Consider the following 13601-nt stretch of genomic DNA (forward strand, 5'->3'; position numbering starts at 1 on the left):
ATATCCAATTAATTATTCTTATTATACCATCCTCAATAAACCACCTTTAGCCCGGCAATAAAACCAACCCCATAATTATGCAATCAGGCGACACAAACGATAAAAAAATTAACTCCGCTCCTTTATTTTTTCTTGTTTATTGTTTTAATCTGCCAAAAAATATACCCACACCCCATGAAAGGAGATTGATGAACACAAATTTTTCACATTCGCAGGGCCTGATTTTACATAAGGATCTTTTAACTATTTCGATTAACTTTTAATCAGAAGAATTAATAATAAGGCGAATCTTTCACTGCAAATGAGGTTGCACATCACATTTTTATCGCGTAAAAAGAGCGCCAGGAAAAGATGATTCCGCGATAATCAGAACAACAGCAGGCCGCTGGTGTCTTGTTTCTGAGTGCTGTTCAGGCTGAAAAACAAACTCAGTCATCGGCAAAAGCGCTTTTCGTTTCCTCACCTCCCGCAGGCAAGCGGCATTCATTAAGAATTTCAAATGGAATTAACAGATAGTCAACATCCGTGTTCAGGCTATATTTTCTTGCGATATTTAGCCGTTGCATTTACTGGGGTGGTATATCCATCGATGAATAAATGAATAAACGCTATTACTCCGTTAATAACTGGCTGGTTGATATCCCCTCGGGATCTATTCTCCATTTAACAACAGGGGAACGTAAACGTCTGGGAGAATATCAACTCAAACTCCTTGAAACGCTCATGCAAGATGCGGGAAAGATCTTTACGCGTGAAGAACTCACCACGCTGGTCTGGGAACGCCGCGTCATCGGTAATAACAGTCTGCCCAATGCCATCCACGCGCTGCGTACGGCACTGGAAGACGACGGCAAAAAGCAAAAAATCATCAAAACCATCCCTAAAAAAGGGTATTTGCTTGAGCCTGATTATTGCTGCTTTATCGAAAAAGAAGAGAGCGAGGTTCGCGATCCCGAAGAAAATCATCTTCCGCTGGAAGAAAACGCCCCCTCCGATCTAGCCGGGGAATATGAGGTTGTCGACGAGACGTCACTTCCTGTCGCGGAACAAGCGAACGATATCGTCCGCGTAACGCCGCCTGCAACGACCAGGCCAGTGAAAAAATCCATCCACTGGACCACCGTGTTTTTACTGCTCGCGCTGACGGCGATCGGCAGCATACTCTTTACCGGCTGGTACATGAAACTGAAAGGTCATGAACATCTGGTCGCCCAGGAGATACAGCCTAACGTTTACAGCAACATCAACCTGTATTCCATTGGGACGAGCAGCGAGCCGTCTTATGACGCCAATAACTTGTACACCAAGCTGAAAGACACTTTTTATACCATTAATCAGCAGATCAAAATGCAGTCAGTCAGGATGAGCGTCTACTTTAGCATCACCAATTCATCGCTGAACTACACGTTCGCCCTTACCAGCCAGTGCGACAAAAAGCAGTTAGCGATGACGATTTATCACTGGCGTATCGATCCGACACGGCTGAACAACCTGATTATGCGTGAAACCCGGAGAAAACTGAATGAAATGGCAACATGCAAAGAAAGTTAATTTTGTGATTTTGTTGAGTATTTCCGTGCTTCTCGCCATCGCATTCGGCACCAGTGCCCTCACAGGCGGCGCAGAGCGACCCAATACGGATGTGGAAGGGACTTTCCAGCTTGGTTTCTATGACCTGATGTCGCAGACGAAAGAAATTTATAATTCACGGATGAAAACAACGAAAGGCACCATTCTGGCGACCATTACCAGCCCTGATGACAATCGTTTCGTACTAAAGGAAAAATTTACGCCGACGTCAGGGAAAAACGGCAAACTCTATTTTTACCTGACGCCCATCTACTACACCACCACGCACAAGGGGCTGATGATAGATGGTCTGGTCGATATGCTGATGAACACCAATTTCTGGATGGAGCCGCTGGCATTTAACGGGCAACCGTTAGTGGTAGGGCAAAGCGGGTCGATTTTTCTCTACCCCATCCAGCAGTAAGTCAAAACCGGAGGCGGAGGCCCGCTTCCGGTTACGATAATCACCCCAGCAAATTTTTTACCGTCGCCAGCCTGACGTTTGCCTGCGCGCCCAGCGCCCTGGAGAGGGTGCTGTAGCTGCTGGCGCTGCTCGCCAGCGCTTCCCCCAGGCCGCGCGCGGTTTCCCGGGCCTGCGCCGGGCTGTATACCGTCGCCATATCATTGATGCGCGACGCCACGCGCTCCTGCTGTTGGCGAAGCCTGCTGCGCTGGGTGGTAATGTGCTCCAGCGTATTTTGCAGCTTTACCTGGCTTTCCCTTTCCCGACGCGTCGCCAGCGAAACAACCTCATCGCTGCTTGCCGTTTCCGCCTGTGGCGTGAGCAACGTAAACGCATCGGCGGGGAAATGCCTGCCCTCTCCGCGCACGGTGAGCTGTTGGCTGACCCGCTCCCAACGGCTTTCATCCACGCTGAACATCAGTTGCCCGTTTGCCGTCTGACGCGCATGAATCCCCAGACGGCCCAGCCCCACATTCAACTGGGTCAACGTCTGACGCGGCGTCGCCTCTTCCGGCAACGAAATGGCGGTCATCTCACGCTGTCGCCCGCCCAGTGAAAATACCAGCGTTTCTCCCCCCGGCTGGCTGAGAAGCCTCTCACTGCCGGGAAGCGTAAAGTTAACCGTGCTTTTTTGCTCCAGCGACGCGGTCAGATGGCGATCGACAGTGCCGCCGGAAAGCTGCGTCCGACGCATCAAATGTTTTTGCAGCGTATTCGCCGGCTGCGTCGCATCGCCGCGAAGCGACGACTGACGCACCTGCAACAATTGTGTTTCCGTCTGCGCCAGATAGCTGTCAGCCTGCTGCACTGCCGTGAGTTGTTGATTTAGCTGTACGTTGTAGCGCATCGGACGGCGGGACAACAGCGCCGATTCGGGGAACGCATTGCGGGTCGCGGTGATTTCTGGCGCGTTGACGCGGCCGACCGTTTGCGGCGCATCAATGCTTCCGCGCCCGGTTGCGGGCGCGGAAGTCGTAAGGGACGTTGTTTTTAAACCTACCTGCATAACAATTACAACAGACTAAACAAGTTAAGCTGACTCACCATACTGTAAGCCTTATTAGTGATCTGCACCGACTGCGTATACAGTTGCAGGTTGATACTGGTGGTCGCCCAGTCCGTTTCGGACAGGTCCCGTACAACCTGATCGTTCGCAAGGCTGACATCGCTGTGCGCATCGCTGAGCAGCGTCAGGCGGTTCTGACGGCCGCCAAGATCGGTGAAGAGGCTGGAGATGTTATCGCTGGTATTTTGCGCGACACCGATCATCTCCTCCAGTTCGTCTTTATAGTCAGCGTAATTCGCGTTCGGGTCCTGCATTTTGTCGCTGAGCGCTTTCAATTTATTCAGCATCTCAAGGTCGTTTCCTGAACCGGAGAATGCCTGAGCGACCTGGGTGTTTTCCGTAATAGAGACGCCGTTCGCGACAATCGTTTCGCGGCTGCTGTCATTGCCACCGTACACATACTGCCCTTTCGCCTCGTCCCACGTTACCGTCTGGCTGTCAGTCTGCGTGCCGGAAAACAGATAGCTGCCGTTTTCATTTTTAGCGTTCAGGGTGGCGACCAGCGAATCCAGCATTGAAGAAAGCTCCATGCCGTAACCCGCCATATCTTTCTGGCTGAGCGTACTGTTATTCGCCAGCTTCAGCTTATCGCCGACCGCCAGCATCTGGTTACTGAGCGCGGTGATGTTCGACTCCTGAATCGACAGCGCGCCGCTCAGGCTGGAAATATTGCTCTGATACTGTTTAATCGCAGACTGCTCACGGTTCAGTTGCACCAGACGACTTGCGGAAACAGGATCGTCAGACGGCACATTAATGCGCTTTTGCGTCGACATCTGCTCCATCAACTTACTGATACGCGTGCCGTTAACGCCTAATTGCGCCAGCATGGCATTTGAGTTGTAAAGACTACTAATACGCATAATTTAAATTCTCTGATGGCGCTTAAAACATCCCCAGCAGGTCGCTGAAGATCTGATTTCCGGTGGAGATCACCTTCATGTTCGACTGGTAAGCCTGCATGTAGATCTGTAGATTAATCGCCTCTTCATCCTGGTTTACCGCGCTCAGGTTATCGCGCTGATTCTGCGCCTGGTCGCGCACCGTCGACGCCGCTTCCATTTCTGTTTTGCTCTGCTTACTGGCAATACCGATAGTGGAAATGATCGCCGCAGCCCCTTCGCTCAGGCTCATATTTCCCAGACCCGGAATATCCGTTTTCTGGTTTTTCAGTTCGATCAGCGCCTTCAGGTTATCGCCGTTGCCCGGTACGCCCGTGCCGTCGTCGGCCTGGATGCCGGACAGCGCCAGTTCTTCAGGCTTCAGATCCGTCACCTGCAACATGCCCGCAGGATTGCTCGGATCGAAAGTAAACAGCGGCTTGCCTGAATTGCCATTCAGGTCATAGCCCTTCGCCAGCTGATCGTTAAACAGTTTTGCCACCGATTCCGCCATCCCTTGCACCGAATCTTTCATCTGTTGGAGGGTGCCGGTTTCATAATCATACAGCGCGCCAAGTTGACCGCCCGCCGACGGGTTCAGCGTGAACTCGCTGGTGGAAAATTTCAGCGTCAGCGTGGAGTTGCCGTTGGCGTCCTGCCCCGCGCTGAGCTGCCCGGCGACCTTACCGCTCACCAGCGGCTGACCGTTCGCCATTGAGACGGTGTACCCGCTGGAACCATCGTCCGTCACCTTCACGTCCGCCAGCGTACTTAACTGTTTTACCAGTTCATCACGCTGATCGCGCAGTACGCTGCTGTTACCGCCGGTTGACTCCATGTCGGTAATTTTTTTGTTGTAGTCCGCAATACTGGTACTCAGGGTGTTGATCTGGTCAACCATCGCGTTGCGCTGGGTGTTGATCGACTCTTTCTGGCTGGAGATGAAGTTGTTAACGTTATTGAAACGGGTCGCCAGCGCGCCCGCCTGGTTAATAAGCTGCTGACGCAGCGCCGGGGATTCCGGCGTCTGGGTCAATGCGCTCAGGGCGCTGACAAAATCATCCAGCCCGTTACCAAGACTGGTAGAGTCGGTGCCGATCACCTGTTCCAGCGCGCCGATATATTGATTTCCGGTTTCGAAATAGCTGGCTTTCGAGTTGGTCTGCCACACCTGATTAACCAGATACTGACTGGAGATGCGGCGAATACTGTCGACCTGTACCCCGTTCCCGGCGGTAAAACCCGCTTCCCCCATTGGGCCGATGGAGCTTTGGATAATGCCCTGGCGGCTGTACCCCGGCGTCAGCAGGTTAGCGATGTTCATCGAGGTGACATTCATGCCCACCTGGGCTGCCTGCAAACCGCTGAAGGCAATATTAATCATACTCATGGCTTACTCCTGCCCGCGCATTACCGGAACCACAGGCGTTTTAAGTTCTTTCGGTTGCTCTTCTAAAGCGGTCATTTCATCCGTTTTCTTAAGCGGCGTATTCACCTGCGGCGAAAGCTGGTTGATGATCATCTGGGTAATCCCGGTGCTGCGCTGAGACGCCAGGTCAGACGCCAGTCGGTCATCGTAAAAATCACGCATCATCCGCTGCTGTTTGCTGTTGAAAGGGTTGTCTTCCCCCAGCACATCGGACGCCTTGCGCATTTGCGACAGCATGGAACGCAGCATCAGCGCCTCAAACTGTTCGGCGGCCTGTTCAAGATTCTGCGGCTTTACCTGCCCGGAGAGATCGCCGGGCAGAATCGCGGTTTGTCGGTTAATGGCATTCAGCATGGTATTTCCTTAAATCACGACCAGTTCAGCATCCAGCGCGCCGGCTTCATGCAGCGCCTGTAAGATAGCCATCGTGTCGTCCGGCGCCGCGCCAAGGCTGTTAATGGTATTCACGATGCTGCGCAGGCTGGTTCCCGCCGCAATAGTCACCATCTGACCCCGGCCACGATTAACGTTGACGTCGCTTTCCGGCGTGACAACCGTTCTTCCCTGGCTGAATGCGCCAGGCTGGCTGACGTTCGACGACTCGCGGATGGTGACGGTCAGGTTGCCGTGTGATACCGCCGCAGCGCGCACCACTACGCCATCGCCAATGACCACCGTTCCCGTTCGGGCGTTGAACACCACGCGTGGCGGCTGTTTACCGGCGTTAATCTGCACATCTTCCAGAGAGGACATAAAGGCCACCCGATCGCCCGCGCCCATCGGCGCACGTACCGCCACGTTAGTCGCGCTTTGCGCGGTCGCCGTGCCGGAACCAAAGGCGTTGTTCAGCGCGACTGCGACGCTGTTGGCAGTCTTAAAGCTGGGACGTTTCAGGTTCAGCATCACCACCGGCTCCTGCTGGAAATCGCTCGGCACTTCGCGCTCCACCGAGCCGCCGTTTGGCACACGGCCAACGGTCGCGGTGTTGATGGTCACGCTGGAGCCGCTGTTGCCCTCGGTTTTCACGCCGCCTACCACCACATTCCCCTGTGCCAGCGCATACACTTCGCCATCGGCACCACGCAGTTGAGTCAGCAGCAGCGTACCGCCACGCAGGCTTTTCGCATCGCCAATCGAGGAGACGGTTACATCAATACTTTGCCCACGCGCATAGCCCGGCGGCAGCGTGGCGCTAATCGCCACGGCCGCGACGTTCTTCACCTTCGGATCAATCTTCGCAGGCAACTGCACGCCAAACTGGCGCAGCATGTTGGTAACGGACTGGCTGGTGAACTTGACCTGGTTTTTATCCCCTGTACCGTCAAGCCCCACAACCAGGCTGTAGCCCACCAGCTGGTTGCCGCGCACGCCCTGAATATCGACCACATCGCCAAGACGCTGCGCCGCCGCGTTCATGCTGCAAATCAGCAGGAAAAAGAGTGCCAGTTTACGCATCATGGCCTCCATTAAATTGGGAACAGCGGGTGGTTGAAGAAGCGGGTCAGCCAGCCTGCCGCATTCGCGTCGCTGAGCGCGCCGCGTCCGGCATAGGAGATACGGGCATTGGCGATTCGCTGTGAAGAGACGGAGTTGTCGCGTTCGATATCTTCCGCGCGCACCAGGCCCGTCACCCGCATATACTCATCCCCCTGGTTGAGGGTAAGCCATTTCTCCCCGCGAATCGCCAGCACGCCGTTTGGCAACACTTTATAAACCGCAACGGTGATCGCGCCGCGCAGACTGTTTTGCTGCTGCGAGGTGGCATTACCGTTAAAGTTTCGGTTGCCGTCAATCGAGCCGGAAAGCTTATCGATTGAATGGCCGAATGCTTCCGGTATCCCCAGGGAAACATCGTTTTTCTTACCAAAGTTAGTGCGCGCCTGCTTGCTGGCCTGAGTAGACTCATCCAGCTTAACGGTCAGGATGTCGCCTACGCGATAAGCCCGGCGATCCTGGGTTAACGACCAGTTGTAGTTGCCGTTATATAACCCACCGCCGCGCACCTGCGTTTCAGGCACCACGATATCTTCCGGCGGCGCATACGCCGCATCGTCTTTTTTCACCAGCAACGCCGGGCTTTCGCAGCCCGACAAAAACAGCGCCAGTAGACTGATAACTAACTGCTTTTTCATTTCTCTTTCACTTTAAAGCCCTGTCGTTACATCGACTGGGTGACAAACTTCAACATGTCATCGGCGGCAGAGACCATCTTGGCGTTCATTTCGTAGGCACGCTGAACGGTGATCATGTCGACCATCTCTTCAACGACCTGTACGTTAGAACCTTCCAGAGAGCCCTGCTCCAGTTGTCCGAGCGCGTCCTCGCCGGGTACGCCTTCAACCGCTTCGCCGCTGGCCGCCGTTTCACGGTATAAGTTGCCGCCTATCGCCTCCAGACCGGCCGGATTGACGAAGTTCACCAGCGTCAACTGCCCCAGCTCCACCGGATCGGTTTCGCCTGCCACCGTCGCGGTGATGGTGCCGTCTTTACCAATCTGCAAATCTTTGACGTTCTCCGGCAATTCAATCTGCGGCACCAGCGGCAGCCCCTGCGCATTCGTCAGCACGCCATCTGGCGTTTTCTGGAAATTACCGGCGCGGGTATACGCGATATCGCCATCCGCAGTTTCCACCTGGAAGAACCCTTGCCCGGTGATCGCCACGTCGAAGGTTTGCCCGGTGTTCTGGATGCTGCCGACGGTAAACTCTTTCTGCGTCCCGACGATCTTCACCCCGGTGCCGTACTGAATGCCGGTCGGCGCGATATTGTTCTGATCGAGCTGCCCGCCTGGCGTGCGCTGATTCTGATAAAACAGATCGGCGAACATCGCGCGATCGCGTTTAAACCCGGTGGTGTTGACGTTCGCCAGGTTGTTGGAAATCGCGGTCATTTTGGCGTCCTGCGCCGCCAGGCCGGTTTTACTGATCCATAAAGCGGGATTCATCTTTATTCCTTCTTATTGTTATCAGGTGCCACGAATCAGACGGTTGCCTGAATTAGCGAGATCTTCAGCGGCTTTCATCATCTTGATTTGCGCTTCAAACTGACGATTCAGCGCAATGCTGGCGACCATCTCATTAATGGCCGAGACGTTAGCGGTTTCCAGATGCCCGGACGCCACCATCACCTCTTCATCGCGTGGGTTAATCGCCGTGTTGCTCACCAGAAAGCCATCCACATTTTTGCTCAGATCGCTTACCGGAATGTTCACCAGCTTGATGCGGTCAACATCAACCGGCGCGGCAATATCGCCGTCGTCAGGCACGATAGTGATCACACCGTCTTCACCGATGCTGACGGACGAGAACGGCGGTAAAACGATCGGGCCGTTGTCACCTTCAACCGGCAGACCGTTGATCGACAGATCGCCCTCCGGGCTGACGTCGATCTGCCCGTTGCGGGTGTAAACCTCACGGTTGCCGCTGGCCAGCGCAATCAGCCCATCGCCTTTAATGGCGATATCCAGATTGCGCCCCGTTTCACGTACCGCGCCAGGCGTCATATCCACGCCGCCCTGAGTAGGCAGCGCCATATAACGCGAGGCATATCCCTCGCCGTTAACCTGCTGAGAAATCGCATTATCAAGATCGCTACGAAACCCCTGGGTATTCACATTCGCCAGGTTGTTTGCATGGATCTGCTGCTGCGACAAACTGCGCGATGCGCCGCTCATGGCGGTAAAAATCAAACGATCCATTACACCGCCTGGAAGAGAGCGTTCATCATGTTGTCGTTGGTGCTGATAACCTTCGTGTTCGCCTGGTAATTACGCTGCGCGGTCATCAGACCAACCAGCTCAGAGGTCAAATCCACGTTTGAGGATTCCAGCGCGCCGGATTTCACAGAACCCAGCAAACCGGTGCCCGGCGTTCCGGTCAGCGGCGCGCCGGAACTGGCGGTTTGTACCCACGTCGTGCCGTCTTTTGACGCCAGACCATTCGGGTTCGCAAAGTTCGCCAGCACCAGTTGCCCCTGCAACATCCGTTCGCCGTTGGAGAAGGTCGCGTAAACGCTGCCGTCTTCATCAATCGCCTGACCGGTACGTTCGCCAGACGCGTAGCCGCTACTGTTGTTTTTGCTGACGGAGAAGTCAGAACCGTACTGGCTGGTGCCGTTGTAGCTCAGATCGATAGAGAGATCCGCCGCGCCGGAGATCGATGTGGTCAGGTTCGTCAGGCCAACCGGGCTTTTCAGGACGCCCTGCTCGGTAAATTCTATCGCCTGGCTGCTGTCCGGGATTTCCACGTCGTCCATGTAATAGTGAACCTGCCAGGTGTTCTCGCCGGTTTTCACAAAATACTGGTTCAGCGTGTGCTCGCGTCCCAGGGAATCAAAAACCTGCGTGGTGTAGGTATTGTTATAGGAAGTGCTGTCTTTTGGGTTGAAAGGCGCCGTCTCCGGCTCGGCGGCGCGCGCATCCAGGTTGGCGGTGAAGTCGAGGCTGTCGGTCGCTTTCGCCGGAATAGAGCCGCTGCTGATCGTCAGATTGCCGATCGTCCCCACTTCTATCTCGCCGTTAGCATTAACCGGGTAGCCCTGAAGATACATCCCCAGGTTGTTGATCAGGTTGCCGCTGCTGTCGGTGCCGAAGTAGCCCGCACGCGTATATGCCGTGGTCCCCGTGCTGTCACGCACCATGAAAAATCCGCTATCGCTGATCGCCAGATCGAGCGCATTTCCGGTGGTAGAAATGTTTCCGCCTCGGGTAATACTCTGGGTCACACCAGAAACCCCTACGCCCAACGGCTGGCTTTCCGCATACAGTGAGGAAAATTCCGCACGGCCGGATTTGAATCCTACGGTGCCGGAGTTCGCAATGTTGTTGGAAATGGCGTTCAACTGCTCGGTAATCGCATTCAGACCGGAGGTCGCAATATTAAAACTCATAATAAATTCCTGTTAACTCAACGCTTAACCCGACTTACGCACGTTTCTGCGAGTCGCTGCCAAACTGGGTAATATTGTTGTAAGCAATCTCACCGATTCCGGTGATATTCAGTTGGATGGCGCTGCCATCAAGCGGGATGCGCACATTGTTGACGATGCCGCCCACTTCAACAGGAATGCCTTCTTCGCCCGTATCGGTCACAACGCTAAGGGTGTATTTCCCTTCGCTCAGGCCCAGCTCCTGCGGGTCAATGGTGAAGTCCACCTGCCCGGCATCCTGTTTCCCCAGCTCAATTTTGTGCTCGGTGCCGGCCGCGTCTTTGACGATGACCGTCGTCACACCGGAAGCGTGATCCAGCGTCAGACGTCCGTTAATCGTCGTTTCGCCGTCAGAGTTGATCGCGTCGGTCTGCACCATCACATGCTGCCCGACCAGGTTGCCGGTGGTGAGCGTTTGCAGGTTGTCCATCAATACGGAACTGTTCGCCATCAATTGCGACATGGTTTCCATTGACTGAACCTGCGTCAGCTGCGCCAGCTGGCTGACATACTCGGTGCCATCGGTAGGGTTCAGCGGGTCCTGATTCTGGATCTGCGCGACCAGAAGCTGCATGAACAGCGTGTTCATGCCGGCTACGCTGCTGTTATTGTTGTTACTGGCAATGCTGCTATCCGACGTTCCTGTCTGGCTTCTGGTGGACGTGCCGTCTACATTCATCCTTATACCTCTCCGAGTCTCAGCAGACTTTGCTGCATGCTTTTAACACTGTTCAGAACATCAACATTGGTTTCGAAACCGCGCGACGCCGACATCATGTCCGCCATCTCCTCTACCACGTTGACATCCGGGTAGTAGACATAGCCATCCGTATTCGCCATCGGGTTATGCGGCTCATAACGCTGTACGGCATTGCCGGTTTCGACAACATCCATCACCTGGACGCGCGCGCCGGTTAACGCCCTGCTATTCATTAACTCATCATTCTTATAAACCGCAGCAAACACCGGACGACGGGCTTTATAGACGCCGTCTTCGGTGGCGGAGGCGGTTTCCGCATTAGCGAGGTTACTGGCGATGGTATTCAGACGAACGGTTTGCGCCGTCATCGCCGACCCCGAAACGCGATAAATATCGGTAAAAGCCATATTCCGTTATCACCTGCGTAGGATTACTTACCTTCAATGGCCTTTTTCAGGCCCGTGAATTTCATGTTTAAAAATGCCAGGCTCATCTGATAATCCTGGGTATTCTTCGCAAACTCAGCCTGCTCGACGTTCAGCGCAACGGTGTTGCCATCGGAAGAGGGCTGATAAGGCACGCGGTACATCTCTTGCGGCGCTGACGGATTCGAAAAACTCCACGATGAACGTTGCATCTCAGCGGCAAAATCAATATCTTTAGCCTGGAAATTGGGGGTATCGACGTTTGCCAGATTGGCTGACAGCAACTCTGCTCGGGAAAGTCGAAGCGCTACAGCCTGTGGATGAACGCCCAATGCTTTGTCAAAAGTAATACTCACAACTCACACCCTCGTGATGCTAAACCTGCAATGATCTGCTTCCCTGTATAGCAATATTCATGCCAAGGTTTTAACATCATGATTTTTAATGGCTTTATTGGTTTTATCCCTACACGGGTGAAGCGTTGCTTCCGCCCTGGAACGTTATCCTTCCTGCTGATGCTTTTTACGGCGCTGCCATCCTTCGCCGCCCCGGAAAAAGTGCAGAGCGCGCGTAAGCAGGTCACTGCCGCCGTTCAACATCACGCAGCGCAAGCCCTTCGCCAGGAGGCCGGGCGCCGCAAGTGGCCCGAGTATCAGGCGAAGATGAACCTGTTTATCCCTTCCGACGTCTCCCGGTACGCTCCCTGCCCTGACGCGCTAACCGTGTCGCTGCCCGGCGGCGAACGCATCGATCTCAACCGCCTGCGTTTTGATGTGCGCTGTGAAGGGCCGCAAGGCTGGGATGTCGCCGTCACCGTCAAACCGGATGTCTATCTTCCGGTGGTGATCGCCAAAAATTCGCTGGAGCGCGGCCAGGTGTTATCCGCCAGCGACGTATCCATCAAAAAGCTCAACATCAGCAGCACGCGCGGCAACTACCTCACCGACCCGGATGAGGCCATTGGGCTGACCGTGAAGCGCCGCATTCGTGAACTACAGCCGATCACCCTGACGCAACTGGAATCTCCGGTGCTGGTTGAACGCGGTCAGCGCGTTCTGATGATCGCCGAACAGGGAGGCGTAGAGGCCCGTACGATGGGGGAAGCCATGAAAAAGGGATGTAAAGGCGAAATGATTAAGGTGAAAAATGAGAGCAGCGAGCGGGTGGTCAGCGCAATTGTCGCGGACGCTGGCGTCGTCAAAATGGTCTACGCCAGCGGAAACTAAAAATATTCATTTGCGGTTTAAGTTTTACCGGCAGCAGGCCGCTCTTTAACGGTGAGGGCATCGGAAGTCCTCCTTCCGCAGGGCAGGATTCATCCGCAACCATAACGAAAAGATGAAAAAGAGGCGAAGCGATGAAAGTAGTAGCGAATCAATACAATCTGGCAACCGCAATCAACAAGAGCAGCGCCGCAGAACAGACCCGCACTGTCGCTCAGGAAGGCACGAAAATTGAGCGCAGCGCCGCGATCGATCCGGTACTGGGCGATGCGCAAACACAACTCTCTGCGCTGCCGGAAGTGGATATGGCGCGCGTAGCTGAAATGAAAGACGCGATCAGCAGCGGTAAAATCGCGGTTAACCTCGATTCGCTGACGGATGCGATGCAGAAGTATTTCCAGAGGTAATTATGACTAACGCCGCTCAGAGCGTTAAAACACTGATACAGGACATGGCCGAAGACCGTAAGCATTACCATGTCCTGAATGATTTACTCATACAGCAGCGCGACCACATTATTGCGCGCCGCGCCGCAGAGCTTGACGTGCTGAACGCGCAAATCATGGCGTGCTACCAGCACTTGTCGCAGCACAGTCAGCAACGTTATCGCCTGCTTGAACGGTTAGGCATTAACGCCAACGCGCAGGGCATGCAAACGCTCATTGCCCGCCTGCCTGCCGCCCACCAGCCTTCCGTTTCCGCTCTCTGGCAAAGTCTCCAGCAACAGGTCGCGCAATGTCAGGCCACCAATGAATACAACGCCATGCTGATGAATATGCAGCAGGAGATTCTGACCAATCTGTTGAATATCAGCGAACCCGAAAACTGGCTGTATCAGCAGGGGTAATGCACTGTAATTTATTGATTTGTAGCTTTGTTCCGTTTGCGTTCTATCCGTAATTTTCATCGAGGCCAATAT

17 protein-coding genes are annotated in these 13601 nt (G+C 54.3%); 5 read left to right on the plus strand and 12 right to left on the minus strand.

Features of this window, described 5'->3' with window-relative positions:
- The first annotated feature begins 597 nt into the window (after nucleotides 1–597).
- A complete protein-coding gene (locus FD428_RS16700) occupies nucleotides 598–1551 on the plus strand; it encodes a transcriptional regulator (RefSeq protein ID WP_012133688.1) in 954 nt (317 codons plus the stop codon).
- Nucleotides 1523–1993 (plus strand): hypothetical protein, encoded by a 471-nt coding sequence (locus FD428_RS16705; protein ID WP_110494617.1) that lies wholly within the window; start codon nucleotides 1523–1525, stop codon nucleotides 1991–1993. The genes FD428_RS16700 and FD428_RS16705 overlap by 29 nt, the downstream gene beginning before the upstream one ends.
- A 40-nt stretch (nucleotides 1994–2033) precedes the next feature.
- Here FD428_RS16705 and FD428_RS16710 read toward each other — a convergent pair whose 3' ends face one another.
- From FD428_RS16710 to flgB, 12 genes are read right to left on the minus strand one after another with little or no spacing between them, the layout of a single operon-like run.
- On the minus strand, nucleotides 2034–3038 hold the full coding sequence (locus FD428_RS16710) for a hypothetical protein (protein ID WP_112002451.1): 1005 nt from the start codon (nucleotides 3036–3038) through the stop codon (nucleotides 2034–2036).
- A 5-nt stretch (nucleotides 3039–3043) separates the two neighbouring features.
- Nucleotides 3044–3961 carry a flagellar hook-associated protein FlgL gene (gene flgL / locus FD428_RS16715; protein WP_071818870.1) on the minus strand — a complete coding sequence of 306 codons (918 nt, stop codon included), beginning with the start codon at nucleotides 3959–3961 and terminating at the stop codon, nucleotides 3044–3046.
- A gap of 22 nt (nucleotides 3962–3983) precedes the next feature.
- Entirely contained in the window at nucleotides 3984–5369 is a 1386-nt protein-coding gene (flgK, locus tag FD428_RS16720) for a flagellar hook-associated protein FlgK (RefSeq protein ID WP_012133692.1), read from the minus strand.
- 3 nt (nucleotides 5370–5372) lie between these two features.
- Entirely contained in the window at nucleotides 5373–5762 is a 390-nt protein-coding gene (locus FD428_RS16725; RefSeq protein ID WP_012133693.1) for a rod-binding protein, read from the minus strand.
- A gap of 9 nt (nucleotides 5763–5771) precedes the next feature.
- A complete protein-coding gene (locus FD428_RS16730; RefSeq protein WP_371417106.1) occupies nucleotides 5772–6875 on the minus strand; it encodes a flagellar basal body P-ring protein FlgI in 1104 nt (367 codons plus the stop codon).
- On the minus strand, nucleotides 6875–7540 hold the full coding sequence (gene flgH / locus FD428_RS16735) for a flagellar basal body L-ring protein FlgH (protein WP_012133695.1): 666 nt from the start codon (nucleotides 7538–7540) through the stop codon (nucleotides 6875–6877). Before flgH ends, FD428_RS16730 begins: the two co-directional genes overlap by 1 nt.
- A 26-nt stretch (nucleotides 7541–7566) precedes the next feature.
- Nucleotides 7567–8352 (minus strand): flagellar basal-body rod protein FlgG, encoded by a 786-nt coding sequence (flgG, locus tag FD428_RS16740; protein WP_012133696.1) that lies wholly within the window; start codon nucleotides 8350–8352, stop codon nucleotides 7567–7569.
- 21 nt (nucleotides 8353–8373) lie between these two features.
- On the minus strand, nucleotides 8374–9105 hold the full coding sequence (locus FD428_RS16745; RefSeq protein ID WP_012133697.1) for a flagellar basal body rod protein FlgF: 732 nt from the start codon (nucleotides 9103–9105) through the stop codon (nucleotides 8374–8376).
- Nucleotides 9105–10295 carry a flagellar hook protein FlgE gene (gene flgE / locus FD428_RS16750; protein ID WP_012133698.1) on the minus strand — a complete coding sequence of 397 codons (1191 nt, stop codon included), beginning with the start codon at nucleotides 10293–10295 and terminating at the stop codon, nucleotides 9105–9107. Before flgE ends, FD428_RS16745 begins: the two co-directional genes overlap by 1 nt.
- Nucleotides 10296–10329: 34 nt before the next feature.
- On the minus strand, nucleotides 10330–11013 hold the full coding sequence (gene flgD, locus FD428_RS16755) for a flagellar hook assembly protein FlgD (protein WP_114847679.1): 684 nt from the start codon (nucleotides 11011–11013) through the stop codon (nucleotides 10330–10332).
- A 2-nt stretch (nucleotides 11014–11015) separates the two neighbouring features.
- Nucleotides 11016–11441, minus strand: a complete 426-nt coding sequence (flgC, locus tag FD428_RS16760) for a flagellar basal body rod protein FlgC (RefSeq protein WP_012133700.1) — start codon at nucleotides 11439–11441, stop codon at nucleotides 11016–11018.
- A gap of 23 nt (nucleotides 11442–11464) precedes the next feature.
- Nucleotides 11465–11815, minus strand: coding sequence for a flagellar basal body rod protein FlgB (gene flgB, locus FD428_RS16765; RefSeq protein WP_012133701.1), 351 nt, complete (start codon nucleotides 11813–11815; stop codon nucleotides 11465–11467).
- Between the two features lie 78 nt (nucleotides 11816–11893).
- On the opposite strand from flgB, the gene flgA reads away from it, so the two are divergent.
- The 3 genes from flgA (at nucleotide 11894) to FD428_RS16780 (ending at nucleotide 13529) form a co-directional block, all read left to right on the plus strand.
- Nucleotides 11894–12685 carry a flagellar basal body P-ring formation chaperone FlgA gene (gene flgA, locus FD428_RS16770; RefSeq protein WP_114847678.1) on the plus strand — a complete coding sequence of 264 codons (792 nt, stop codon included), beginning with the start codon at nucleotides 11894–11896 and terminating at the stop codon, nucleotides 12683–12685.
- Nucleotides 12686–12816: 131 nt separating this feature from the next.
- Nucleotides 12817–13089, plus strand: a complete 273-nt coding sequence (gene flgM / locus FD428_RS16775; protein WP_012133704.1) for a flagellar biosynthesis anti-sigma factor FlgM — start codon at nucleotides 12817–12819, stop codon at nucleotides 13087–13089.
- A gap of 2 nt (nucleotides 13090–13091) precedes the next feature.
- Nucleotides 13092–13529 (plus strand): flagella synthesis protein FlgN, encoded by a 438-nt coding sequence (locus FD428_RS16780; RefSeq protein ID WP_012133706.1) that lies wholly within the window; start codon nucleotides 13092–13094, stop codon nucleotides 13527–13529.
- Nucleotides 13530–13601: the final 72 nt, after the last annotated feature.

It is taken from the genome of Citrobacter sp. TBCP-5362 (genome assembly GCF_005406305.1).
GTDB lineage: Bacteria > Pseudomonadota > Gammaproteobacteria > Enterobacterales > Enterobacteriaceae > Citrobacter_B > Citrobacter_B koseri.

Coding starts and splice junctions, on each gene's coding strand:
- FD428_RS16700 (WP_012133688.1), top strand. CDS start 598: ATGAATAAACGCTATTACTCCGTTAATAACTGGCTGGTTGATATCCCC.
- FD428_RS16705 (WP_110494617.1), top strand. CDS start 1,523: ATGAAATGGCAACATGCAAAGAAAGTTAATTTTGTGATTTTGTTGAGT.
- FD428_RS16710 (WP_112002451.1), bottom strand. CDS start 3,038: ATGCAGGTAGGTTTAAAAACAACGTCCCTTACGACTTCCGCGCCCGCA.
- flgL (WP_071818870.1), bottom strand. CDS start 3,961: ATGCGTATTAGTAGTCTTTACAACTCAAATGCCATGCTGGCGCAATTA.
- flgK (WP_012133692.1), bottom strand. CDS start 5,369: ATGAGTATGATTAATATTGCCTTCAGCGGTTTGCAGGCAGCCCAGGTG.
- FD428_RS16725 (WP_012133693.1), bottom strand. CDS start 5,762: ATGCTGAATGCCATTAACCGACAAACCGCGATTCTGCCCGGCGATCTC.
- FD428_RS16730 (WP_371417106.1), bottom strand. CDS start 6,875: ATGGAGGCCATGATGCGTAAACTGGCACTCTTTTTCCTGCTGATTTGC.
- flgH (WP_012133695.1), bottom strand. CDS start 7,540: ATGAAAAAGCAGTTAGTTATCAGTCTACTGGCGCTGTTTTTGTCGGGC.
- flgG (WP_012133696.1), bottom strand. CDS start 8,352: ATGAATCCCGCTTTATGGATCAGTAAAACCGGCCTGGCGGCGCAGGAC.
- FD428_RS16745 (WP_012133697.1), bottom strand. CDS start 9,105: ATGGATCGTTTGATTTTTACCGCCATGAGCGGCGCATCGCGCAGTTTG.
- flgE (WP_012133698.1), bottom strand. CDS start 10,295: ATGAGTTTTAATATTGCGACCTCCGGTCTGAATGCGATTACCGAGCAG.
- flgD (WP_114847679.1), bottom strand. CDS start 11,013: ATGAATGTAGACGGCACGTCCACCAGAAGCCAGACAGGAACGTCGGAT.
- flgC (WP_012133700.1), bottom strand. CDS start 11,441: ATGGCTTTTACCGATATTTATCGCGTTTCGGGGTCGGCGATGACGGCG.
- flgA (WP_114847678.1), top strand. CDS start 11,894: ATGATTTTTAATGGCTTTATTGGTTTTATCCCTACACGGGTGAAGCGT.
- flgM (WP_012133704.1), top strand. CDS start 12,817: ATGAAAGTAGTAGCGAATCAATACAATCTGGCAACCGCAATCAACAAG.
- FD428_RS16780 (WP_012133706.1), top strand. CDS start 13,092: ATGACTAACGCCGCTCAGAGCGTTAAAACACTGATACAGGACATGGCC.